The sequence below is a fragment of the Gordonia polyisoprenivorans genome (assembly GCF_017654315.1).
GTDB classification, from domain to species: Bacteria; Actinomycetota; Actinomycetes; order Mycobacteriales; family Mycobacteriaceae; genus Gordonia; species Gordonia polyisoprenivorans_A.
The window spans coordinates 2,269,016-2,294,044 of sequence record NZ_CP072203.1 but is presented as its reverse complement, the minus strand read 5'-3'; the positions used below and the strand labels follow the sequence as shown (position 1 = coordinate 2,294,044).

At 66.0% G+C, this 25,029-nt stretch carries 18 protein-coding genes and 1 pseudogene; 8 read left to right on the top strand and 11 right to left on the bottom strand.

Going from position 1 to position 25,029, the window contains the following annotated elements; genetic code table 11:
* Nucleotides 1–3: 3 nt before the first annotated feature.
* Together J6U32_RS10225 and J6U32_RS10220 are read right to left on the bottom strand one after the other, a co-directional pair.
* Complete coding sequence (locus tag J6U32_RS10225) at nt 4–864, bottom strand: ABC transporter permease (RefSeq protein WP_208795231.1); 861 nt, start codon at nt 862–864, stop codon at nt 4–6.
* 92 nt (nt 865–956) lie between these two features.
* Nucleotides 957–2,348, bottom strand: a complete 1,392-nt coding sequence (locus J6U32_RS10220) for an aldehyde dehydrogenase family protein (RefSeq protein ID WP_208795223.1) — start codon at nt 2,346–2,348, stop codon at nt 957–959.
* Between the two features lie 323 nt (nt 2,349–2,671).
* Between J6U32_RS10220 and J6U32_RS10215 the strand changes: the two genes are divergently transcribed.
* The gene (locus J6U32_RS10215; protein WP_208795221.1) at nt 2,672–3,487 is read left to right on the top strand and encodes an enoyl-CoA hydratase-related protein; all 816 of its coding nucleotides are present in this window, start codon (nt 2,672–2,674) and stop codon (nt 3,485–3,487) included.
* A 42-nt stretch (nt 3,488–3,529) separates the two neighbouring features.
* Here the strand turns inward: J6U32_RS10215 and J6U32_RS10210 are convergent, their stop codons facing one another.
* From J6U32_RS10210 to J6U32_RS10200, 3 genes are read right to left on the bottom strand one after another with little or no spacing between them, the layout of a single operon-like run.
* A complete protein-coding gene (locus tag J6U32_RS10210; RefSeq protein WP_208795219.1) occupies nt 3,530–4,828 on the bottom strand; it encodes a TetR/AcrR family transcriptional regulator in 1,299 nt (432 codons plus the stop codon).
* 9 nt (nt 4,829–4,837) lie between these two features.
* Complete coding sequence (locus J6U32_RS10205) at nt 4,838–5,704, bottom strand: alpha/beta fold hydrolase (protein WP_208795217.1); 867 nt, start codon at nt 5,702–5,704, stop codon at nt 4,838–4,840.
* Nucleotides 5,701–6,462 carry a nitroreductase gene (locus J6U32_RS10200; RefSeq protein ID WP_208795215.1) on the bottom strand — a complete coding sequence of 254 codons (762 nt, stop codon included), beginning with the start codon at nt 6,460–6,462 and terminating at the stop codon, nt 5,701–5,703. Before J6U32_RS10200 ends, J6U32_RS10205 begins: the two co-directional genes overlap by 4 nt.
* 195 nt (nt 6,463–6,657) lie before the next feature.
* Here J6U32_RS10200 and J6U32_RS10195 point away from each other — a divergent pair, with 195 nt between their 5' ends.
* A complete protein-coding gene (locus J6U32_RS10195; RefSeq protein WP_208795213.1) occupies nt 6,658–7,983 on the top strand; it encodes an oxygenase MpaB family protein in 1,326 nt (441 codons plus the stop codon).
* Nucleotides 7,980–9,131: pseudogene (locus J6U32_RS10190) on the top strand (CaiB/BaiF CoA transferase family protein). Before J6U32_RS10195 ends, J6U32_RS10190 begins: the two are co-directional and overlap by 4 nt.
* Nucleotides 9,132–9,198: 67 nt before the next feature.
* Here the strand turns inward: J6U32_RS10190 and J6U32_RS10185 are convergent.
* From J6U32_RS10185 to J6U32_RS10170, 4 genes are read right to left on the bottom strand one after another with little or no spacing between them, the layout of a single operon-like run.
* Entirely contained in the window at nt 9,199–10,338 is a 1,140-nt protein-coding gene (locus tag J6U32_RS10185) for an acyl-CoA dehydrogenase family protein (RefSeq protein WP_208795211.1), read from the bottom strand.
* Nucleotides 10,335–11,519, bottom strand: a complete 1,185-nt coding sequence (locus J6U32_RS10180) for an acyl-CoA dehydrogenase family protein (RefSeq protein ID WP_208795209.1) — start codon at nt 11,517–11,519, stop codon at nt 10,335–10,337. The genes J6U32_RS10185 and J6U32_RS10180 overlap by 4 nt, the downstream gene beginning before the upstream one ends.
* A 5-nt stretch (nt 11,520–11,524) precedes the next feature.
* Nucleotides 11,525–14,497: an alpha/beta fold hydrolase gene (locus J6U32_RS10175; RefSeq protein ID WP_244332774.1), complete on the bottom strand. Its 2,973-nt coding sequence runs from the start codon at nt 14,495–14,497 to the stop codon at nt 11,525–11,527.
* The gene (locus J6U32_RS10170) at nt 14,494–15,429 is read right to left on the bottom strand and encodes an alpha/beta fold hydrolase (RefSeq protein ID WP_208795208.1); all 936 of its coding nucleotides are present in this window, start codon (nt 15,427–15,429) and stop codon (nt 14,494–14,496) included. Before J6U32_RS10170 ends, J6U32_RS10175 begins: the two co-directional genes overlap by 4 nt.
* Nucleotides 15,430–15,508: 79 nt before the next feature.
* Here J6U32_RS10170 and J6U32_RS10165 point away from each other — a divergent pair, with 79 nt between their 5' ends.
* Together J6U32_RS10165 and J6U32_RS10160 are read left to right on the top strand one after the other, a co-directional pair.
* A complete protein-coding gene (locus tag J6U32_RS10165; protein WP_208795206.1) occupies nt 15,509–17,551 on the top strand; it encodes a flavin-containing monooxygenase in 2,043 nt (680 codons plus the stop codon).
* 92 nt (nt 17,552–17,643) lie between these two features.
* A complete protein-coding gene (locus tag J6U32_RS10160; protein ID WP_208795204.1) occupies nt 17,644–19,482 on the top strand; it encodes an AMP-dependent synthetase/ligase in 1,839 nt (612 codons plus the stop codon).
* 75 nt (nt 19,483–19,557) lie between these two features.
* Here the strand turns inward: J6U32_RS10160 and J6U32_RS10155 are convergent, their stop codons facing one another.
* Nucleotides 19,558–20,190 (bottom strand): TetR/AcrR family transcriptional regulator, encoded by a 633-nt coding sequence (locus J6U32_RS10155; protein WP_208795202.1) that lies wholly within the window; start codon nt 20,188–20,190, stop codon nt 19,558–19,560.
* Nucleotides 20,191–20,316: 126 nt separating this feature from the next.
* Between J6U32_RS10155 and J6U32_RS10150 the strand changes: the two genes are divergently transcribed.
* Complete coding sequence (locus J6U32_RS10150; protein WP_208795200.1) at nt 20,317–21,489, top strand: acyl-CoA dehydrogenase family protein; 1,173 nt, start codon at nt 20,317–20,319, stop codon at nt 21,487–21,489.
* Nucleotides 21,490–21,572: 83 nt separating this feature from the next.
* On the opposite strand, the gene J6U32_RS10145 is transcribed toward J6U32_RS10150, so the two are convergent.
* Nucleotides 21,573–22,364 carry an enoyl-CoA hydratase/isomerase family protein gene (locus J6U32_RS10145; protein WP_208795198.1) on the bottom strand — a complete coding sequence of 264 codons (792 nt, stop codon included), beginning with the start codon at nt 22,362–22,364 and terminating at the stop codon, nt 21,573–21,575.
* A gap of 166 nt (nt 22,365–22,530) precedes the next feature.
* Here J6U32_RS10145 and J6U32_RS10140 point away from each other — a divergent pair, with 166 nt between their 5' ends.
* Complete coding sequence (locus J6U32_RS10140) at nt 22,531–24,153, top strand: class I adenylate-forming enzyme family protein (RefSeq protein WP_208795196.1); 1,623 nt, start codon at nt 22,531–22,533, stop codon at nt 24,151–24,153.
* A 4-nt stretch (nt 24,154–24,157) separates the two neighbouring features.
* A complete protein-coding gene (locus J6U32_RS10135) occupies nt 24,158–25,027 on the top strand; it encodes an acyl-CoA thioesterase domain-containing protein (RefSeq protein WP_208795195.1) in 870 nt (289 codons plus the stop codon).
* Nucleotides 25,028–25,029: the final 2 nt, after the last annotated feature.

Below are 25,029 nucleotides of genomic sequence, written 5' to 3'. Positions count from 1 at the left end.
GGATCACGCCAACTGTGCCGGGAAGAACATGGTCTGCAGCTGACTCACGACGAGATTGGTCATGAAGATGCAGAACACGCTGAGGACGACCGAGGCGTTGACCGCGTTGGCGACACCTTTGGGCCCGCCTTTGGCTTCCAGGCCGCGCAGACTGGCGATGATCACCACGATCACCGCGAACAGCAGCGCCTTGACCACCGAGAAGATGAGGTCGACCGGGGTGGCGAAAGCACCGAACGACTGCCAGAAGCTGGCCGGCACCACGTCGTTGACGTTCGCCGAGATGGCCAGGCCGGCCGCGACGCCCGAGGCGATGATGATGATGCACAACGCCGGCGAGATGGCCACCATGGCGATGAATCGCGGGACGATCAGTCGCTGAACGGGATTGACGCCCATGACACGCATCGCCTCGATCTCTTCGCGGATCGACCGCGCCCCGAGGTCGGAGGCGATGGCCGACGCCGCGGCACCGCTCATCAGCAGCCCCGCCGCCATGGGTGCGCCCTGGCTGACGACGCCGAGGCCGCTGGCGGCGCCGGCCAGGGAGTTCGCGCCCACCTGGTCCATGACCCCACCGACCTGGACCGACACCTCGGCCCCGATGGGCACGGCCATGAGCAGGGCCGGTAATGCGGTGACCTTGAACAGTTTCCACATCTGTTCGATGACCTCGCCCAGCGCGAGTCGCAAGGTGAGGGTGTCGGTGACGGAGAACCGGACGACCTCCATTGCGAGCCGGGCCGAACGGCCGATCGTGTTGATGCTGCGGACCATGCGGTCCACGATCGAATCGATGACCTTCCGGACTCCCGCGCCGACGGCCACTGCGGGCCGGCGTCTGTCGAGCGCGCTGACGCTCATCTCCACCTCTTTCACTTCAGGATTCACCGCGTGCGATCGGGACATGACCGCACGGGGCACCGGGCTACCCGCCGACGGCGGGGTGATGTGGGCTAACCCATGACGCGCCGCAGGATTCGCCTCATCCCCGGGCTGTAGGGCGGATAGGCGAATGACGGATCCGGTCGAGCCGGCTTGCGCAGCACCGCTTTGTGATGGCTGAACGTGTCGAAACCGAACTTTCCGTGGTATCGACCGAGCCCCGATTCTCCGACGCCACCGAACGGCAATTCGGGAACAAGGAGCTGGTAGAGCAGGTGATTGATGCCGACCGCGCCGGACGAGGTCTTACCGACGACGAGGTCCTCGGTGCGTCGAGAATTGGTGAAGAGGTAGAGCGCCAAGGGTTTCGGCCGCGCATTGATGAACTCGACCGCGTCGGCGACGCTGGGCACCGAGATCAGTGGCAGGATGGGGCCGAAGATCTCCTCGGTCATCAGCTCCGAGGTCGGGTCGGGATCGGTGATCAGCGCCGGCGTGATCGTCAGCCGATCGATGTCGGTGTCGCCGCCGTACTGCTCGCCGCCGTGCGAGCCCAGCACCTCCGAGAGCCGATCGAATTGACGGCGGTTCACGATGTGCGTCGAATCGTTGGCGGCCTGGGCGGGCAACTCGGCGAGGAGTCGTTCGACGAGCGCGGGCCGAACAGAGTCCTCGACGAGTACGTAGTCGGGGGCGATGCAGGTCTGGCCCGCGTTGATCGACTTCGCCCAGGCGATACGTCGCGCGGCGACCTCGATGTCGGCATCTGCGGTCACGATGACCGGGCTCTTGCCACCGAGCTCGAGGGTCACCGGGGTGAGATGGCGTGCACTGGCCTCCATCACCGCCTTGCCCACAGTGGTGGACCCGGTGAAAAAGGTGTGGTCGAACCGCAATTCAAGCAGCGCGCGGTTGATCTTGCCGTCACCCAGCACGACGCGCACCGCGTCCGGGTCGACGTACTTCGGCAACTTCTCGGCGATCATCCGCGCGGTGGCACCGGCGACGTCGGAGGGCTTGACCACGGCAGCATTGCCGGCCGCCAGGGCACTGACCAGTGGCTGAATCGTCAACAGCAGCGGGAAATTCCACGTGCCGAGGATGAGTACGACGCCCTTGGGTTCGGCGACGATGCGAGCGTTCCCGGGGGCGGTCGCAGCACTCACGCGGACCCGCGACGGCTTCATCCAGGTCGCCAATTTCGTGAGGGTGTGCCGGATCTCGTGGCGCACCGGGCCGATGTCGGCCATGAACGAGGCCATGGCCCCGCGGCCGAGGTCGGCGCTGATCGCGTCGGCGATGTCGTCCTCGCATTCGTCGATGAAGCGCAGCAAACCCTCGAGTTGCGCCACCCGCCACGAATACGAGCGGGTGCGGCCGGTGTCGAAGGCCGACCGCGCGCGGTCCACCTCGTCGGCCACATCGGCGGGACGGGTCGTCCCCCGCAACTCGGTAACGCTCATCTGATCTCACCCCAGACGGATCGAGCGGTGGGCTTCAACGGACGGCCACACCGGGTCGTGCTTTGTTTGGACAGCGCGAGCATACAATGTGTTCAGACGTGACGTCAATCACTTGGCAATGGTGCTGTCGTGCACCCGACACTGCCGTCTCCCACCACGAGCGGGGCTGTGGCATTGTGATGTGGAACACGAAACGAACGACATGACGTTAACAGACACGAGACGTTTCGTGTCAAGTGTCATCAGCTAAGTTTTCACTCTGCTGCAGGTCCGCCGCTTGTGAACACCTTGTCTGGACAGCAAGTCCTCGCTACTGTGCACAGGTGACCGATTGGGAGAAGATCCGCAGTTCGCAGGTAATCGAGGTCCATCGAAGACGATCGGCGACGCGCGTGACGCTTGCGCGACCGCAGGCTCTCAACGCCTTTGACACCTCGCTGCAGTCCGAACTCCGGAACACACTCGACGAGCTCACGGCCGATGATTCCGTGCGCTGCGTGGTCCTCACCGGGGCGGGCCGCGCCTTCTCCTCGGGAGCCGATCTGACGCTCGACGACCTCGGTCCGCAGACCCGGCTGGCTCCGCGTACCGAGGAGGAGCTGCGGATGCGCTACAACCCGACGATCCGTGCGATCCGCACCATGCCCAAGCCGGTGATCGCCGCGGTCAACGGCACCGCCGCGGGGGTGGGGTGTGCGCTCGCTCTTGCCTGTGATCACGTGGTGGCGGTCCGGTCGGCGAGCTTTGTCCTGGCCTTCTCCCGGGTGGGTCTGACCCTCGACGCGGGCGCCTCGGCGTTGCTCGGTGCGCGTGTCGGATTCGGCCGTGCCACCCGGATGGCCATGTTGGCCGAGCCGGTGGACGCCGACACCGCGCTGTCGTGGGGGATGATCGACGCCGTGGTCGCCGACGACGCGCTTGCCGCTCGGGTCGATGAGGTCGCCGAGCATTTCGCCGCCGGGCCCACCCGCTCCTACGCCGCCACCAAACGCAGCCTCAACGCCGCGCTGCTCCCCCATCTCGACGAGGCCTTCGAAACCGAGATCGCCGGGCAGACCGAGCTGGTCGACTCCACGGACTTCCGCACCGGCGTGGATGCCTTCATGAATCGGCGTACACCGCACTTCACCGGTCGCTGAACAGAATTCGGCGCAGACCCGCACGTGTGGGGGCGGGTGGTGTCAGCGGCGTCCGTAGACGGCTGCGTACAGGAATCGACCGACCATCTCGGTGACCGCATCCAGATCGGCGAGGTGCTCCTCGCCGGCCAGGGCACCGGCCACGGCTCGTTCGATCGTCCACAAGATGACCGCCGCATACGCCGGCACGGGCGGCCCCGCAGGCGCGAGTCCGGCAGCACGATCGGAGTCGATGATCGACTCCAGGGTCGTTTCCATGGCGTTCATCGCCGCGAGGTACTCCGCGCGCAGTTCCGGCAGTCGCGGCCACGCGTGGACCGCGTTGCGGATCACCGGACCGGCGAAACCCTCCAGATCGAGCCACTCACCGACCTGGGCCAACAGCCTCTCCGGCTCGTCGCGATCGATGTCGGCCAGCCCGCGTAGGCCCGCCACGATGTCGGCCGCCGCCTCGCGGAACAACACCACGAAGGCGTCCTCCTTGCTGCGGAAGTAGAAGTAGAACGATGCGCGCGAGATACCGGACTTCTCCAGGATCTTGGCCACGCTGACATCGGCCAGGCTTTCTTCGACGAGCAGCTCGCGCATCGCCTGCAGAATCGCCGTCGCGGTTTCTCCCTCGACGACGGGTGCGGTGATCTCCGGCATCGGTGATCGTTCGAGATCGGTTGCTGCAGAAGAACTCTTGTCCGATTCCGCGTCATGACGTCCACCGAAGATCGCCGCCTCGTTGACCGCACGCAACGGTTCCACGACGTCGTCGACCGTGGCCAGCCGCGGATCGAGCCCCCGCGAGCTGACGTAGAACACGCGCTCGGCCGCACCGACGAGCATGGTGGCGATCATGTCCGGCGGCGAGCCCGCCGGGGCCTGACCCGAATTCCGCTCGTAGACAACCTGTTCGGTGATCGCGTCGACAAAACGCCCGTACATGCGCTGCCACGCCGCGGCCACCGCCGGCTCGCTGTGCATGTGCTCGATCACCGAGCAGATGACCGCGCCGTGCGCCGACCACATCTCGAGCGTGCTCTCCAGGCTGGTGCCCATCCGTTGCGCGCGGGCCTTACCGGGAGTCGTGGACCACGGCGCGTCCTGGCCGTACGAATCGTCGAAGACCCGCCCGAGCAATGCCACGAGGACGTCATACTTGTTGGCGAAATAGTGGTAGAAATTCGCCCGGGACAGTCCGGCGGCACGCAAGATCTGCGCCACAGTGAGTTTCTGGAGCGACGTGTCGCGCAGCAGCTCTTCCGTCGCGGCGAACACGGCCAGTTCGGCGGACGAGGTGCCGTCGAACTCGCGAGGTCGGCGCCGCACGAAAGAGCCCTGGGTCATGACCATGACTTTACATTATGTCCGGACACGTAGTATTGACGCTTCTGCGCCGTATTCTTCCGCCTTGGGCACTTCCCGACGCTTACCGATTCCGCCGAGAAGCGCGGCGTCGAACTCGTCGGGGCATTCGAGCATCGGATAGTGCCCACAATCGAGTTCCACCAGCGTCGAGGCGAGGCGATCACGCACCCATCGCGCGCCGCGCATGGACAACGCCGGATCCGCGGCGCCGACGATCTGGGTCACCGGTACCGAGAGCTCGTCGAGGACATGGGTCTGATCGGTGCACATCAGCGTCCGCATCGCCGCCTGCGCGGCCCAGGTCGGCGTCTGCAGCGACACGCGATGGAGCCAGTCGAGCGTCTGCGGATCGGGGTCGCCCTTGAACGGGTCGCCCACCGCGCTGCGCCGCAACGCAATTCGATCGGCATGCTCGGCGCCGAGGATCGCGGCGAGTGGCTTGTCGGCGGGCACGCCGAAGGCGAAGGCGTCGGTACGCGAGGCCGACACCCCATTGGATGCCACCATCACCAGCGCGTCGACGAGGTCGGGGTGGTCGTGGGCCAGACGCAGCCCGACCATCCCGCCCAGCGACCAACCGACCACGACCGCATGGTCGACACCGAGTGCGCCGAGCACGTCGACGGCATCGGCGACGAGGCCCTCGATCTCATATCCCTGCTGTGGCGCATCGGAATCGCCGTGTCCGCGTTGGTCCATTGCCAGCGCCCGATAGCCGGCGGCGGCCACAGCGCCGAGTTGTCGATCCCACACCTCTCCGCTGAGACTCCACCCGTGGATGAACAGGACCGTCGGCCCCTGCCCCACCTCGCGGACGTTGATCCGCGTGCCGTCGCGGGTTTCCACGAGCCGCCCGCTCATGACCGCGCCCCCGTCGGGCCGACCGCACCGGGACCGTCGTGGAATGTCGCGATGTCGCCGACCTCCTGCCGTTCGGTGCGATAGACGTTCACCGGATCGTCGAGGTCGGGGTATCCCAACGAGATACCCAGTAGCACCAGACGATTATCCGGGTAACCGAAGTAGTCGCGCAGCACCGGCGCCTGGGTCGCCAGCGCCGCCTGCGGAATCGTGCCGATGCCGCGACTGTGCGCCGCGAGCAGGAAATTGTTGACGAAGAGACCACAGTCGACGGCCCCGTACGTTCCCAGCGCCCGCTCGGTCGTCACGACCGCGACATGGGGTGCGTCGAAGAAGTCGAAGTTGCGCAGGGTTTGTCGTGCCGATGCTGCGCGATCACCCTTGGCGATTCCCAGGCTCTCATAGAGCTGCCATCCACTGGTCCGCCGCCGATCCCGGTAGACCCCCTCATACGCGGTCGGGAACTCGATGTCCGGATTCTCCTGCGAGCCTTGCGAGATGGCGTCGTGCAACGCATCGCGCAGAGCGTCGGTGGCCGACCCGGTGGTGATGTCGATGTGCCAGGGCTGGGTATTGCACCACGACGGTGTGCGGCGGGCGATGTCGAGGACCCGGTCGAGCTCTTCGCGCGGAATCGGTTGCGGCAGAAAGGCGCGACAGCTCCACCGGGTCGACAACAACCTGCCGAGCGCGTCGGTGGCCACCTCATCGGCGGATATGTCGGACGCGGCGGCGACGCCCACGGGGTCGGCGGTCATGACGGCACCTTTCTTCTGTCGGACCTCGTCGTCCGAGATCTCCCCACCGCACGCGGGAAACGGTGCGGGCGGCCACACTCTTCATACATGCGGCCATACAGTGAGTGTAGACATAGTGTTCACCACGGTCTACCCTGAGTTGTAACGGCCATCACAGGGGAACCGCCCAACACACCGCGATCCACAGGAGGCGACATGACCACCACTGAGCCGAAGACCACTCGGGAGATGACCTTTCGAGGAGACCTCGATGTACCGCCGGGTCTGCCGAAGGGTATCGACCTGGGGCGAATCGCCAACAAGGACAAGGCGATCGCAATGTACGGACGCGAGATGGTCGAGACATTGACCGATCACGCGCTCCTCGCCGACGACTACGCCTACCAGGCGATGCTCGACTTCAAGGACAAGAGCAACACCACCAGCTGGCGCACCTTCGACCGTGCCCTCGAGCACGGCATCGATTCCATCGACGACCCCACTCCGGGCCTGGTGGCCATCTTCGAGCAGCTCGATCGGGTACCGGAGTGGGTCGATTTCGACCAGCTCTATCGCGGGGCGGTGGCCTTCTGGCGTGCCGGCCCCATCGTGCCGCCCGTGCTGGCGTGGGGCGCGATCGCCGGTGGGTTCTCCATGTACAGCGCCACCCGGCCGGTTCTGTTCAGCGGACGTCTGCGGAAGATGGATCAGGTCGGTACCCGTCTCATCGAGAGTTTCCGATATGTGGTGGCCGCCTACACGCCCGGGGGCATGCATCGCTACGAAGACGGCTTTCGGCTGACCGCCAAGGTTCGGATGATCCATGCTGCGGTCCGCCACAGCCTCGGCAGTTCCGACGCGTGGGACTGGGCCAACTGGGGCATCCCGATCAACAACCTCGACGGCATGGTCACCCAGGCCGGACAGTTCGGTGTCAAGTTCATCGATGCGGTTCAGAGCTCCGGAATCCGCTACAGCGACCGTGAACTCGAGGACATCTTCGCACTGAGCCGCTACGTGGGATACGTCATCGGTGTCCCCGAGGAGATCTTGCACACCGGCTACGAGGACGCGCGACGCAAGACCGAGTTGCACACCCTGATCGAACTGCCGCCGGACGAGCTCTGCCGCGACGTCGTGCACTCGATCGTCGAGTACAGCGTGGAGAACCCGCCCGGGGACGTCGAGGTGTTGCCCGGCCCGGTCGCCAAGTTCATGACCAACGAGCGCCGCCTGAAACTCGCTTACGGACTTCTGCATTCGTGGATTCCGGCCGACGTCATGGAAGGTCTCGAAGCGGAGAAGACGCCGTGGCGCCACATCCTGCCGACCATCCGTCCCGCGGTCGCCCTGGCCAGCCGCGTCGGTCGACTCCTTCCGCATGACGACGAGCGCGCCGCGTTCACGATGCTGCGTCAGTTCAACGACGCGATCGAACTCCCCGACGGCTCCAACAAGGAGATGGCCGTGGCCAACCCCGACGAGGTGCACGCCGACATCGTCGCCAACAAGGGCGGTATGCCGACCGTGTCGCACGCGTGACCGCTGCTGCGGCACCGCTCGACGGTGTGCGGGTGATCGAGCTCGCGTGTATCGGTCCGGGCCCGTTCGCGGGGATGTTGCTCGCCGACATGGGTGCCGAGGTCATCACCGTCGACCGTCCCGGCGGTAATCCGTGGGCGGTGGCGGGCCACGACATCCTGTTTCGCAGTCGACGCCACGTCGCCGTCGATCTGAAGAGACCGAGGGCGCCGAGGTGGTTCGCCGGTTGTGCGTCGGGGCGGACGGACTGTTCGAGACGTTTCGTCCCGGCGCCGCCGAGCGCCTCGGGGTGGGTCCACAGGACTGCCTCGCCGTCAACAGCGATCTGGTGTACGGGCGGATGACCGGTTGGGGGCAGACCGGGCCGCTGGCGTCGGCGCCGGGTCACGACATCAACTACATCGCCCTGACCGGCGCGCTACACGCCATCGGCAGGCCGGCCAGGCGCCGGTCGCCCCGTTGAATCTCGTGGGCGATTTCGGTGGTGGCGGAACGTTTCTCGCGCTCGGCATGCTTGCCGGTATCGTGTCCGCCCGGGCCGGCGGCGGAGGGCGCGTCGTCGACGCCGCCATGATCGACGGCGCCTCCGCGCTGATGTCGATGTTCCATTCCTATCGCGCCGAGGGCGACTACACCGAAGAGCGTGGAACCAACCTGCTCGACACCGGCTCGTTCTTCTCCGACGTGTACCCGACACGCGACGGGAAGTGGGTCAGTATCGGGGCCATCGAGGACCAGTTCTGGATCGAACTGTGCGACGTCCTCGACCTTCCCGAGTCGATGCGCACCGGTCATCGTGATCCCGAGCGCTTCGACGAGTATCGCAAGGTACTCACCGATCGATCGCCGAGCACAGCCGGGACGAGTTGGACCGCCTGTTCGCGGGCCGAAACACCTGTTAAACACCGGTTCTCGCGTTGTCCGAGACGGCGGTTCATCCACATCACGTCGAGCGTGGGACATTCGTCGCGAACGACGGCGTCGTGCAACCCGCCCCCGCACCACGCTTCGACGGTGTTGCGCCGACGCAGCCGCGCAGTTGCCGTTCTCCCGGGGCGGATTCCGACGATGTCCTGGCCGAAGTCGGTTTCAGCGATTCCGAGATCGGCCGGCTGTGCCAGTCGGGCGTCGTGGCTTCTGCGAACTGACCGTACCCACACGTAGGCCGTGGGCCCGACCGTTCTCGGTCGGGCCCACGGACTCGTGTCTGCGGGTTCACAATCCGAGTGAACGCCCGACGATCTCTCGCATGATCTCGTTGGTGCCGCCGTAGATCCGCTGGACGCGCGCATCCCGCCAGCGGCGGGCAACCTCGTACTCCTCCATGTATCCGTATCCGCCGTGCATCTGCAGACATGTGTCGAGTGCCTCGAATTCGAGTTCGGTGGTGAGGAACTTCGCCCCTGCCGCCTCCGCCGCGGTCAACTCCCCGGTGTTCTGCGCCTCGATACACCGGTCGACATGTGTGCGGGCCATGGCAACTCGCGTGTGCAGCTCGGCCAGCCGAAAACGATTGGCCTGGAAGCTGCCGATGGACTGTCCGAAGGCCTTGCGCTCGCCGGCATAGTCGACGGCCAGCCGGACGGCGTACTCGGCGCTGGCCACCGCCACCACCGCCATCGACAACCGCTCTTGAGCGAGATTGCCCATCAGGTAGTGCAGACCCTTCCCCGGCTCACCGAGGACGTCGGTGTCGGGGATGCGTACATCGGCGAAGAACAGTTCGGCGGTGTCCTGCGCCCGTCGTCCGATCTTGTCGAGTTTGCGTCCGCGGGTGAAACCCGTTGCGCCGTCGGGTACGACGAACAACCCGAATCCCCCACCGTCGGATTCACCGATACGCGCGGCCACGATGACGAGGTCGGCCTGAATCCCTCGTGTCACAAAGGTCTTGGACCCGCTCAGGCGCCAACCACCCGGCTCACGCACCGCTGTCGAGGTGATGGCACGCAGATCCGATCCGGTACCGGGTTCCGACATCGACACAGCGATCGCGGTGTCGCCGTTGACGATGCCGGGCAACCACCGCGCCTGCTGTTCGGCGGAGGCGATGTCGAGGAAGTAGGGCAGGACGATGTCGTTGGTCAGCGAGAAGCCATCGCCGACTGTTCCGGTGCGGACGACCTCTTCATCGAGGATCGCGTTGAACCGGAAGTCGCGCTGCCCGGCTCCCCCGAATTCCTCCGGCGCGGAGAAGCCGACGAATCCCTGGGCGGCGGCCAGCGACCAGAATTCGCGGTCGACGAGCCCCTGGGCCTCCCACTTCTCGGTGTGTGGCACCGCCTCTTTGGTCAGGAATGCCCGCACACTGTCGCGGAACTGGTCGTGTTCGGGCTCGAATATGGTGCGCTTCATGCGGTCAGTCCCATCGACTTGCCCACGATCTCCTTCATGATCTCGCTCGTCCCGCCGTAGATGCGCTGGACCCGCGCATCGACATAGGCACGTGCGATCGGGTACTCGGCCATGTAGCCGTATCCGCCGAACATCTGCAGGCATGCATCGACGACGCGTCCCTGCACCTCGGTCGCCGCGAGTTTCGCCATGGCGGCCCGATCCGCGCCGAGCTCACCGGTGGCGTGATCCCGTAGGCATTCGTCGACGAACGCACGAACGACCTGGACCTGCACATGGGCATCGGCCAGGGTGAACCGCGAATTCTGGTTGGCGGCCAACGGCTTACCGAACGCGGTGCGCGTCATGATGTGATCGCGGGCCAATTCCACCGCCCGGTTGGCGGCGGCGGTGCTCGCCACCGCGATCGTCATCCGCTCCTGAGGCAGATTCGACACCAGCTGCCGGAACCCGCTGCCCGGCTCCCCGAGCACGTTGTCCACCGGGACCCGGACATTTGTGAACGACAATTCCGCGGTGTCCTGGGCGTGCATCCCGATCTTGTCGAGATTGCGGCCTCGCTCGAATCCGGCCATCCCACGCTCGACGACCATCAACGACAGTCCGTTGTGCCGGTCGCCGGTCTCGGTGCGGGCTGCCACGATGACCACATCGGCGTTGATCCCGTTGGAGATGAATGTCTTCGAGCCGTTGAGAACGTAATGATCACCCTCGCGCACCGCGACCGCGGTGATGCCTGCGAGATCCGAGCCGGTACCCGGCTCGGTCATCGCGATGGCAGCGATCAGTTCACCGGAGGCCAGACCGGGCAGCCAACGCGCCCGCTGTTCTGGGGTGCAGTACCGCAGGAAATACGGAACGCAGATGTCGTTGTGCAGGTTGATACCGAACGACATCACCCCGGCGTCGGCGACCTCCTCGGCCATCACCGCGTTGAACCGGAAGTCGTCGACTCCTCCTCCGCCGTATTCCTCATCGATAGCCATTCCCAGGAATCCGTGAGATCCGGCCTCGGCGAACACTTCTCGGGGAAACAGCCCTTCGGCTTCCCATTTCGCATAGTCGGGTACCACCCGCGTGTCCAGGAATCGGCGGAAGCTGGCGCGGAAATCCTCGTGCTCTGTCTCGTAGACCCGGCGTACCGGGGATCGTGTGTCGTTCGTCATGAGTGAAACATACATCCTATCTATACAGTCTGTTCAGCGCGCGTGACGAGGCGTCTGAGTGCAGGCACATCCGGTCGATACCACCGGGTCAGTGGTATCGCCTCGACCTCGACGATCTCGACGCGCCCCGCAGCATCCGAGACCCCCTCGAGCACCAGCCGCGCTCTCCCTGAATCGAAGACCTCGCCGGCCTTGGTGGCGATGGCGGCCAGCACTTTTCGCCGCTCCGTGATCACCGCGACCGCTGCGACGCCGGGCACTCGTGCCAGCGCGTCCTCCACCTCGCGGGGCCGCAACGGTCCGGCCGGGGTGGTGATCGTGTCCGACGATCGTCCCGCGGGCCAGAAGTCACCCTCGGCGTCGACGGTGAAATCCTCACCGGTGTCGACCCAGGCGTCATGGGCATCGAAGACTCCGCGCATGGGCACGTCGTCGGCGTGCGGATGCCCGCGATCCACCTCGACGAGCAACCTGCCTCGGTCACCTCGCTTGGCCTTGCGCACGTATCCCTCACCATCACAGCGCAATTCACCGGTATCGGGGTCGATGGCTGCCAGCTCGACCCGGGCGGTGCCGGGCAGTGGCCGACCGATGGAGCCGATCTTGCGCCCGGAGATGTTCGCCAGAATCGCGTCGGTGCGCACCGGGACGAACATCTCGAGGATCTGTGCGGGCGCGAATCGCTCGAGAGCGTCGCGCCAGACCGTCGTCGGTATACCGGAACCGATGAACAGCCGCACCGGGTGATAGGCCTCGTCCGGACCGGGCGGTTGATCGAGCAACAGCCGGAGCATGCTCCACGTGTACGGAACGACCGTTGCACCGTAATGGCGCACATCCGACCAGAAGGTCTGCGGGTCAAAGGAATCGGTCAGCGCCACCCGCGCGCCCACAGCGACCGGCGCCGCCGTGGCCAACAGCAGTCCCGATGGGTGGTACAGCGCATTCGCCGAATACACCGTGTCGGACTCGGTGAGGGCGGCCGCCGAGGCGGCACCATACGCCGACAGCGCCCAGCGCCGGTTGGTCACCGGGATCGACCGGATTCCGTCGGGCCCGTCACCGAAGAGCACGAAGCCCAGGTCCCGACCACGTCCCGGGTTCGGCCGATACCAGTCCGGGGTCCGCACGGCGGAGGTGTCGATGCTGTCGAGATCCTCTGCTGTACTCGACTTCTCGGCGGTGCTGGGCTTCTCGGCGGTGCTGGGCTTCTCGGCGGTGCCGGACTTCTCTGAGCTGCCGGAACCACCGATCACGTGTGTCCGTACGCCGGCCTTGCGCACCTCGTCGAGATGACTCGCGTCGACGAGCACGCGGCGCGCGCGCCCGATGCGCAGTTCGGCGGCGATGTCGCTGCCCGGTCGCAGGAGCACGGCCACCGCACCGATGCGACTCAGAGCTGCTGCGGTCCAGAGCAGCACGGCCCCCGAATCAACGAGCACCCCGACGTACTCGCCCCGACGGACGCCGACCCACAACAGCCGCAGGACCAGGTCGTCGACCTCGCGTGCGACGTCGGCGCGGGTGTGGGCACGGCCGCGGTAGAGCAGGCAGACCGCGGTGGGGTCGCGCTCGTACGCCTCGGCGAGCAGCGCACCGTAGGACACCGTCGTCGATCCGCGGACCCGTTCCAACCGCAACAATCTGGGCACCTGATTGACCGCTTCGGTGGTGACCTCGGCGAGCGTCCCGGTGGCGCGTCCCAGCACATCTCGTGCCAGGCCGGGCGCCGCGAGCATGCCCTCGGTGCCCGCGTTCAGTAGCTGCCGTACCGTGCCGCCGCCCTCGGGTTCGCGTTCGTCGAGGCCCACTTCCCGCGCGTCCGCCAGGTTCTCCGGCCGCTCGTTGCGGCCACCGATCCATCCCACCCACCGTGCGACGGTCGGCCAGGTCTCCCGATTGGCCCGGGATCCCACTCCGAGGCCGAAGTGCCCGGTGGGCATGGTGCATTCCCAGACCTCGGTGTGTGGCAAACCCTTGACGACGTCGCGGACCGCGCGCGGCGGCGCGAAGGCATCGTACTGGCCAGTGAAGATCAGGACCGGGCAGGTGATGTCGGCCATGGTGACCGCGCGGCCGTCGAAGACCAGGCCGCCCCGCACGAACCGGTCGTTGGTCATCGACTCCATGACCTCGGCGATGGCAGGCCCCGGGAAGGCGATCCAGCCCTCGTTCGAGAGGAAGCGACGTTGACGCTCTCGTGGGAGCAACGCGTCGCGGTCGCCGAGTGCCATCAGGTACTGCAGGCGTTGCTTGGCCGTGGCGATCGGAGAGGTCCAGCTGAACAGATTCGCCGATGCCCAGCCGGGCAGGCCGGTGCGCGAGAGCACCCCGATGCCGAGTGTGCTGATCGCCGAGAAGACCTCCTCCGGGAGGTCGAGTCCCGGTAGCGAAAGCGGCTCCATCGGACTGCCGAGCGCGAAGATACTCGCGATCGATTCGGTGCGGCGCAACGCCGCTGCCTGGTAGCAGAAGAGTCCTCCCTGGGAGTAGCCGCCGATGTGCACGTCGCGTCCGGTGGTTCGACGTACGGCATCGATGGCGTCGGACACCGCGAGGACGTGGTCGGTGACGTTGCGCTGCAATCCGTTAGGCTCCGCTGCCGGGTCGCCGAAGTCGACGACCCACGGGTCCATACCGGAATTATGCAGGTGCGCAACGGCACTGGTGGACGGTGACACATCCCATACATCGGCACTGAGCATCAGCGGCGGAACGAGCAGCACCGGATCACGGTCGGGCGACTTGCGGGTCTCGGCGGTGAAACAGCGACGCAACGTCACCAGCGGCGTGCGCAGCATGACGTCGTAGGGCGAGGGCTCCTCGCCGGTGTCGAGGCCGCCGAAACGCAGGTATTCCACCACGTTGGCGACCGTGTGGACGGCCTGCGAGATGCGGCTGCCCAGACCGTCGTCCGTCGGGGAGTCCGCCGCGTCGGTGCTCGCCGTGTCGTTCTTCGCCGTGTTGTTGTTCGTCACATCGTTGTTCGTCACCGTCGGTTGCCCTTTCGATCCATCGGTTGCGAGCCAGGAGCGGCGAGGTCGGACGCTGCTGCGACCTCGGCGAGAATGTCGGCGACGCGTTCCGGCGCGTCGATCTGGGGTAGGTGGCCGGCACCGGGAATCATCACCAGCCGGGTACCGGGGACGGCCTCGATGAAGGCGTCCGCGCCACGGACGTCGCACACCGGGTCGGCCGACCCCCAGACGAGCGTGATCGGCCGCCGGAAATCGTCGACGGACCACACTCCCTGCTGTATCTCGGCCATGAGTCGCCGGCCCAGTACGCCGACGCGACGGAACTCCCCCATGCCGCGGAAGTGTGAGCCGAAGCGCCACGCATTGCGCGCGCCGTGCGCAAGGCGGACACGGTAGTAGACGGCGATCGCCCCCTGGACGGCCACCGCGGGATAGGGAACCCGATAGGCGACCCGAAGCATCGGCAGCAGATGGTCGATCGCGTCACTGGCGTGGTGCAGCGCGGGCCGGAACCCGAGCCCGGCGGGCGCGAGCGCCACCGCGGCGGCGACGTCGTCGCGCGCCGTGGCCGCGCGCACCGCGACGGTGGCGCCCATCGAGTTGCCGACGACGATCGCCGGTGGGTCGTCGGGACCGCGCAGAGCGGCGAGCACCGCGGCGACGAAGTCGTCGTAGATCTCCAGCAGACGTCCGTCCCGGGAGATCCCCGAGGCCCGACCGAATCCCGGAAGGTCCACCGCGGCCGCACGGATTCCGCGAGAGCCCAATACTTCCAACAGATCTCGCCAGGTGTCGGCACTGTCGGCGAAGCCGTGCAACAACAGCAACAGCGGTCCGTCGCCGTCGGACTCCAACACCCTCGTGCGATGCGAACCGACGACGAGCCGACGCTCGCGCACCGCGGTCCGTCGTCGGGAAAGCATGGTTGTCGGGCGGGTCTGCCCCATGGGTTCTCCTCTTCACCGGCGGCATCCGTCCTCCACATTCGGAGTGGACTGTGATTGACACCACGTCTGAACAGATTGTATGGTCGCACGTATGGTGCAGTCCAGACCCCAATCGAAGAAACTCCGCTCCGGACATCAGCCGTCGGGCGCGTTCACCCCGACGCCCGATTTCACCGACGCGGAACTGACCGATGCCCTCGCCGAGGCGAATCTGCCGATCCTGCTCGGCTCGCTCGCCCTGCTCACCGACGACGACCGCTGGATCTCGGAGCCGTATCTCCCCACCGCCCCGAGGGACCTCGGCGATCACGATTCGGGCGGGTTCGACGACGAGTGCGCAGCGCGGATACGCACGGAAGCGGCCGAGGTGCTCATCGCCTGGCGGGACGGAACGTTGCAACCGCCGGCCGATCTGCCGGAACCCGAGCGACTTTCGGCCGCCCTGTCGGTGATGCTGCACGATTCGATCCCCGCGGATTACGGTCGTCTGCTCGGTGAGGAGATGGGAATCTATGCCCGTCACAGCGAACCGCAGTCGACGCCTCGGTCGGGCTTCCGGGTCCTGATCATCGGCGCCGGCATCTCGGGGTTGGCGATGGCAGTGCGTCTGGCGCAGGCCGGTATCGCCTACACCGTCGTCGACAAGAACCCCGACGTCGGCGGCACGTGGCACGAGAACTTCTATCCGGGGTGCGGGGTCGACACCCCGAGCTACCTCTATGCCCTGTCGTTCGATCCCAAGCCGGACTGGTCGAGTTACTTCGCACCGCAAAGCGAGCTCGCCGACTACTGGCGCACCCTGGCGCAGCGTCACGGCGTCCTGGCCAACACTCGGCTGAGCACGCTCGTCCACGAGGCGCAGTTCGACGAGGCCACCTCGAAGTGGGAGGTCAGCATCGGACCGGCCGACGTCGATGAGGCGACGGAGACACTCGTCGCCGACGTCGTCATCAGCGCCGTCGGGCTCCTCAACCAGCCGAGCATCCCCGATCTACCCGGACTCTCCGATTTCGGCGGTCCGACCCTGCACACCGCCCGTTGGGATCGCTCGATCGATCTCGCGGGCAAACGGGTCGCCGTCATCGGAACCGGCGCAAGCGCCATGCAATTCGTGCCCGCAAGCGCGGAGGTGGCGCAGGAGGTCCGCGTCTTCCAACGGACCGCGCAGTGGGCGATTCCACATCCTCTCAAGGGTGCCGATGTGTCGGCCGCCGTGCACTTCCTCAATGAGCACGTGCCCTACTACCTGGCCTGGTATCGCGCCCGGCTGTTCTGGCGCATGGGTGACAAGGTGTGGGGTCTACTGCAGGTGGATCCCGAGTTCCCGCATCTCGGTCGGGCCATCAACAAGGGAAACGACCGGCTTCGCGCGCAACTCACCGCCTACATCGAGCACGAGCTCGCCGAGCACCCGGACGTGCTGGCCCGCAGCGTGCCCGACTATCCGCCGTACGGAAAACGCCTGCTGATCGATGCCGGCTGGTTCCGATCACTGACCCGCGACGACGTCGTACTCGTCACCGACGGCATCGAGAAGATCACCGAGACCGGCGTCCGAACGGTCGACGGCACCGATCACGAGGCCGACATCCTGGTGCTGGCAACAGGTTTCAAGGCGGTCGACGTCCTCGCGTCACTCACCGTGCGAGGCCGAGGCGGGCACACACTCCGAGAGGTGTGGGGCGAGGGCGACGGCCGCGCCTTTCTGGGCATCTCGGTTCCCGGGTTCCCCAACTTCTTCTGCCTGTACGGCCCGAACACCAACACCGGGCACGGCGGCACAGTGATCGCGGGCACCGAGATGCAGGTACAACACGTCACCGCGTTGATCAGCTCGATGATCGATGACGACCTCGCCACCATCGAGGTGCGCCAGGAATCCCACGACTCCTACAACGAGGAGCTCGACGACGCACTCGCGCACACGGTGTGGGACTTCGGCGGTACCACCACCTATTACCGCAATGCCCGCGGGCGGATCGTGACGAACAGCCCGTGGCGCTACGTCGACTACTGGGATCGCGTCCACGAACCGGAGCCATCGGATTTCATCGTCACCCCCCGCAACGGATCGGCGGCAGAGCATGCCACCGAATCGACAACGGTCACCTCGCCCCAATAGGGAATGTCCCGGTAGGGCATGCCCCACCCCACCCCCACATCTCGATCCCACCGAAGATCCATCGCCACCACGAGCAGCGAGGTCACGTCCCCATGTCCCAGAGCACCGACACCCGTACTCCACAGGCCGCACCCGGAGTTGCCGCCGCCACGATCCCGGCGGCATTCCAGGCCACCGTCGCCGACCGCGGCGACCGGCTCGCACTGTATGACTTCGGCACCGAGAAGTCGTTGTCGTGGAACGACTACGCGAGGATCGTGGCAGAGGTGGCCGCCGGGTTGGCCGATCTCGGCGTCGGGCGGGGCGACACCGTGGCGATCATGCTGCCCAACTGTCCGGAGTTCCACATCATCGACATGGCGACCCTGCATCTGGGTGCGACGCCGTTCTCGATCTACCTGACCTCGGCGCCCGAGCAGATCAGTTATCTGTTCGGCAACGCCGAGAACACGGTGCTGGTGACCGAATCCCGCTTCCTCTCGGCGATCGGAGCGGCGGCGGCTCCGCGACTGGCGCATGTGGTCGTCGTCGATTCCGTCGACGGCAACGATGCGGTGGGCGCGGCCCGGGTGAGCACCCTTGACGAGCTCCGGAGCCGCCGGCCGGACGGATTCGATTTCGAATCAACGTGGGGCGCAGTCCGGTCCGACGATGTCGCCACGCTCATCTACACCTCGGGGACGACCGGCGACCCCAAGGGCGTGGAGCTCACGCACGCCAATCTCATGTTCGTCATGCACACCTGTAATCTGCGTTTCCCCTTCGCCGTCGAGGGTGCAGCGATCTCCTACCTGCCGACCGCACACGCAGCAGACCGGGTGTTCTCGCACTACCTGGCAACGGCTACCGGATGGCCGATCACGACAGTCGCGAACGCGTCGTCGGTGTTCGCCGCGGTCGCCGAGACCCATCCGTCGTGGTTTCTCGGCGTCCCCCGGATCTGGGAGAAGCTGCGCGCCTCGCTCCTCGCGAAATTCGATGCCCTGCCGGATGGTTCACGGGCGACCACCCTCGCCGCGGTGGACGCCGCCATCGAGAAGGTTCGGATCGAGCAGCGACACGAGGAGGTGCCGGGTGATCTCGCCGACCGGGTTGCCGAGGCCGATGCCGAGATCCTCGCACCGTTGCGGACCCAGCTGGGTTTCGATCGCGTCGCGCTCCTCATGACCGGTGCGGCGCCGATTGCGCCCGCGGTGCACGAATTCTTTCTCGCACTCGGTCTTCCGCTCCAAGAGGGCTTCGGCATGTCGGAGACCGGCGCTCTGGGCTTCACCAACCTGCCCACCGACATCCGGATCGGGAAAGTCGGTATCGCGCAGCCGGGAACCGAGGCGAAACTCGCCGACGACGGCGAACTGTTGCTCCGCGGACCCCATGTCATGAAGGGCTACCGCAAGACTCCCGAGAAGACCGCCGAGGCCATCGACGCGCACGGCTGGCTGCACACCGGCGACATCGCCGTCATCGATGACGACGGATGGGTGAGCATCGTCGACCGCAAGAAGGAACTCATCATCAACGCGGCGGGAAAGAACATGTCGCCGGCCAACATCGAGGGGACCCTGAAGAGTGCGTCCCCGCTGATCGGGCAGGCCTGTGTCATCGGTGACCGCCGCCCCTACAACGTGGCGCTTCTGGTGCTCGACCCCGATTCGGCGCGGACCTTCGCCACCCAACGTGGCCGTGCCGATGCCGCATTGTCGGACCTGGTCGACGATCCGGAGCTCAAGCAGCTCATCGCCGAGGCCGTGGAGCAGGCGAACGCGCGACTCTCGCGTGTCGAACAGATCAAGGCCTACCGTCTCCTCGACGCCGAGTGGTTGCCCGACTCCGAGGAACTCACCCCGACGATGAAGCTCAAGCGACGCGGTGTCGCAAGCAAGTACGAGGGACTGATCGAGAGAATCTACGAGCAGTCGGCACGGCCGTGACCTCTGGCGCACGTGGGGTAGGGGGATCGCAACCATCCGGCGTTGGTCCGTCCCGGTGCACACAGACATCCGACATCATCCGATCTCGTACAACGCCCGCCAGATGATCTCGGTCAGCGCGTCGACATGACGTGTGACCATTCGTGGTTTCGCGACCCGAATCTGTTGATACAGACCTCGTTCGACCATCCACACGATCCACCCGGCGGTCGGCTCCGCATCGATGTCGCGGCGAACGGTACCCGCGTCCTGCCCCCTGGTGATGTGTTTGGCCAGCTCGACGTGACCGGCGGACAGGAGCCGGTGGAACTCGTCACGCACCGCCGGATCGGAGGTGGAGGCCTCGGCCAGAGCCCCCAGGAGCTTTTGCCGGTGTCGGTAGACCTTGACCACGCCGTCTAGCGCGTCGCGCAGCTTATCGTGGGTGATGTCGGCGTCGAGATCCATCCATTTGCGTGCGGCGACGATCAGCTCGGTGACCACACCGTCGCCGAGTTCGCGCAGCAGGTGGCCGAGATCGTCGAAGTGTGTGTAGAACGTCGAGCGCGCAATCCCGGCTCGTGAGATGACTTGTTCGACACTGATCTCGGCGAACGGCACACCGTCGGCAAGTAGCGTCTCGGCCGCTTCGGTGGCACGGCGGATCGTGGTCTCCCGCTGACGTTCGCGTCCCGGGGTGCGCGCCGGCTCGCGTGTTCGTGCTGCCATTGGTCAACCCTAGCCGCTGATCGGGCGACGTTGTGAGCCAGAGGGAGCCGGGTCAATTCGAACATGGTGTACGGTTTCGGTATCAGGCGAACATGTTGTTCGATTTTTGGGAGCAGAAGGCAACTCATGACCACCCACACCCGCCCACACTCGTCAGACCACCGAATCTTCGACGCCGACCACGATGACTTCCGAAACACGGTTTCGGCATTCATCGGTCGAGTCGTGGAGCCGGATTTCGACCGGTGGGAGGCCGACAAGCGCGTCGATCGCCGGTTCTTCGAGGAGGCCGGTGCGGCCGGTCTGCTGTTGTTCCCCACCCCCGAACGGTTCGGCGGGGCCGGTATCGACGATTTCCGCTTCAATGCGGTCGTCGACGAGGAGTTCGCCAGGTCCGGCTTCGGCTCGGCGGGGCTCGGCCTGGCCTTGCAGAACGACGTCGTGGGACCGTACCTGCTCGATCTGACCACTGACGAGCAGAAGCAACGGTGGCTTCCCGGTCTCACCGACGGATCACTCATCGGCGCCATCGCGATGACCGAACCGGGCACGGGCAGCGACCTGTCGGGCATCCGGACCCGAGCGGTGCGCGACGGAGACCATTATGTGATCAACGGCTCCAAGACATTCATCTCGAACGGGCAGAACTGCGATCTCGTCGTTGTCGCCGCGCGTACTTCCGATGACACACACAAAGGCCTGACATTGGTTGTGGTGGAAGATGGCACACCCGGCTTCGAGAAAGGCCGCAACCTCGACAAGCTCGGCCTGCACGGGCAGGACACCAGCGAACTGGCCTTCACCGACGTCCGGGTCCCGATCACCAATCGGCTCGGCGACGAGGGCGAGGGCTTCTACCAACTCATGCGCAACCTTCCCCAGGAGCGGCTGTCGCTGGCGGTGACCGCGGTTGCCGCGGCCGAGGGGACACTCACCCGGACCATCGACTATGTCAAGGATCGCAAGGCCTTCGGCCAATCGATCGGGTCCTTCCAGAACAGCCGTTTCCTCCTCGCCGAACTCGAGACCGAGGTCGACATCGCCCGGGTGTTCGTCGATCACTGTGTACAACTGCATGTCCGCAAGGAGCTTTCGCCGGTGCAGGCGGCAAAGGCCAAGTGGTGGACCACCGAACTGCAGATGCGCGTCGCCGATCGGTGCCTACAACTGCACGGCGGGTACGGATACATGAAGGAGTATCCGGTCAGTCGTGCGTTTGTCGATGCCCGCATCCAGACGATCTACGGCGGCACCACCGAGATCATGAAGGAGATCATCGGTCGCTCGATCGGCCTGTGAGACAACCGCTCCCCCTGACACTGCTGCGCCCCGGGTACTCACCGGGGCGCAGCAGTGTCGGGGATCGTCGTCTCATACGGGGATCACAGCGCGGTCCGCTCGGTCGCCCTGCTCCGACCCGACTTCAGCCGCTCGAGCCCGGTCGCGATCCGCTTGGCGAACAGGCCGCGCTGCACCAGATCATGGGTGACCCGCAATTCGTAGGCGGTCGCACCGACGTGATCCATGTTCTGTGCTCGCAAGGCGACCTCTTTCAACACCGAGGTCAGTTCCGCACCGTTCTCGGCGATCTGTTTCGCCAGCGCGAGAGCGCTTTCCCGGAGCGTGCCCACCTCGACCACCTCGTCGACGAGTCCGACCCGCACCGCCTCCTCCGCCGAGATCGGGTCGCCGGTGAACAACATACGACGGGCCCGCTGCGTGTTCATCTTGCCCAGCATGCCGTGGTAAAAGCCGTTCATCGCGTACTTGACCTGGGTGGAACCAAATGAGGCATTTGCCGAAGCGATGGTGATGTCGCACATGTTGGCAACATCCATGCCGTAGCCCGGGCAGACCCCGGCGGCGGCGGCGATCGTGGGCTTTCGATAGTCATAGATCGCCACCATCAAACGCAACGCCAGATCCGTGAACCTGGTGCGATCGGAGTCCTTCGTGTCCTGCAGGACATCGAGCGCCCAGCCCGCGCAGAAGTACTCCTCGGTACCGATGATCAGAACCGCCGCCACCTCGTCGTCGTAGGCCCATTCCTCGAGCGCCGCGATGATCTCGTGATGTAGTTCCCATCCCAACGCGTTGCGCTTCTCGGGATGGTTCAGCGTCATGATGCCGACGCCGTCCTCGATCGAGGTCAACAGGTACTCATATCTCGACATCAGTGATAGTCCTTATTTCCCAGTGGATTACGTGATCAACACGGCGTCGATCGCGGGTCGGTTCAAGCGACACACAAATCGTACACAGCGTTCGTTTTTATTTCCATAATTTCCGGACATGCTGTAGGGTTTGTCAGACACGACACACTGACGTTCCGGAGTCCCCATGCTCAAGAGTTCCGCCAACCGCGCCCAGCACTACGCCGAGCTGGGACTGTGGACCGACGAGCGGATCGGCGACCTGATCGCTCGCCAGGCCGCCCGCTTCCCGGACCGGGAGTTGTTCTCGTTCAACGACAGCCGCCTGTCCTACGGTGAATTCTCGGCGTGGACCGAAGCGGTGGGCTCGGCGATGGTGGCGGGCGGTGTGCGCCGGGGCGACCGGGTACTGGTCCAGTTACCGAATTGCCTGGAAGCCCTGGTGCTCCAGGTGGCGGCCTTCCGGATCGGCGCGGTCAACGTTCCGGTGGTGCCGATCTATCGCGAACACGAGACGGCCCAGATCATCGCCGACGCCCGTCCGACGGTGATCGCTGTGGCCCACGCATTGGCAACGAGGTCGCCGTGGCGCGAGATCGACACGGCGCTCGACAAACTCGGACACCGACCGCGCATGAAGTTCTTGGTGGGCGGCAACGCTGACGGCTGGACCCGGGTTCCCGCGATCGGGTCAGCGCCGACGGCCGAGCTCCCCGCTCCGCTGGCAGCCGAGGAGCCGGCGCTCATCCTCTACACGTCCGGCACGACGTCGGCGCCCAAGGGCGCCCTGCTGTCGTCGCGGGCGCTGATCGCCCACCTCCGCAACTTCGCCTCGGTGATGGAACTCGACGAGACGACGGTGCTCGCCGCCGCAACCCCGTTGTCACACCTCGGCGGTTTCGTCGCGGGGGTGATCTTTCCCGCGTTCTTGGGTGCGCGTTCGGTGATCATGCCGGGCTGGGATGCCGATACAGCCGTCGAGATCATCGAACGTGAGGGCGTCACGCTCATGATGGGCGCGACGGTCTTTCTGCAGGAACTGGTCGACCGGTACCGCAAGGGAGCCGGCACGCGGCACCGTCTCGACGACTACATGTGCGCCGGAGCGACCATCTCGCCCGGTCTGGTACGCGACGCGCAGACCGTGGGCATCCGGGCGACGCGCTGCTACGGGATGACCGAAACCGCCGGAATCTGTACCGCCGCAGACCGATCGCAATCGGTCGACCAGCGTGCCGAGTGGGACGGATGCCTGCTCGACGGGATCGAGATCGAGGCGGTCGACGACCAGCGGCAGCCACTGGCCGACGGCGAGATCGGTGAATTCCGCATCCGCGGACCCCAATTGTTCGACGGCTACACCGATCCCGTCGTCACCGCGGCGCAGATCGACGGCGATGGCTGGTTCTACCCCGGGGATGTCGGGCTCGTCGCCGACGGTTGGGTCCGGATGACCGGGCGGTCCAAGGACATCGTCAATCGTGGCGGTGAGAAGTTCTCCACGCAGGACATCGAGGCCGCCCTGTTGTCGCATCCCGACATCGCTCAGGCGGCGGTGACCGCGGTGCCCGACGAACGCTTCGGCGAAGCCGTGGGCACCTGGATCAGCCTCGCGGACGGGGTCGCGTGGACCGGCGCGGACAAGTACCTGCGCCACCTCGACGGCCTCACACTCGCGCGCGTCAAGTTTCCGGTCGAATGGCATGTCGTGGAGTCGATCACGACCACCGCGTCGGGAAAGATCCAGAAGTTCCGGCTCCCGACCATTCCCGACCTCGCCACCGAATACGGCGCGCGGCTGAGTGACTGATCAGATGCCGGGTTCCACGAACCGCCTCGAGTCCGACCTCGACACCCTACGATTCGTCGACGACTACCGGGACTGTGCCGACTCTTTCACCGGTCTGACAGGGCCGACGGGTATTCCCGACGAACTGTTCGGCGTTCGACTCGTCGGTTCGACGGACAACCATGTTGCGGCGGACACGCACAAGCCACAAGCGGATGCGAATCCTGGCTGGCTGACGGTCGCGCTCGACCTGTTACTCGCCCGGGCCGCGCTCGGGGGTTGCTCGATCACCAGCGCCGTCACCCTACGGATGGACCTCAATGTGCACGCTCCGACGCTGTGGTCTGCGACGTCGATACGCGGCATCGGCCGCCGATCGTTCACCTCCGATGCGCTCTCGATGAGTACCGCCGAGTTCCGCACCGCCGACGGCGCATTGGTCGCCACCGGCATGGGTGCCTTTGTCGCCGTTGATGTTCCTCTTCCCCACCCCTACGTGGCGCGGTCGACATCTGCCCCGTCGGCGAGCCTGTCCGACCTGCTGCACCTCGAGATCGATCACCGCTCCGGCACCGGCACACTGCCCACCGGAGATGCCATCGCCAATCCGTCCGGGGTGACCCATGGCGGCGTGCAGGCCGCTGCCCTGTGCGAGGCCATCGCACGCGTGACGACCGCGCGGTTGGGCGAGCCGGTCGGCATCGTCAACGTCGGCGTCGAGTTCCTGAAGCCACTCGTCGCGGACAACTCGGTGCTGCAGATCGGAGTACGCGAGCGACGGCTCGGCCGGGCGTTCGGCACCGTCGAGGCGGAGCTCGCCGGTACCCATGGGGTCGGCACCCGCGCCACGGCCACCCTCAGCCGCCCGAACCGGCCATCACCCGAGAAGGAATGATC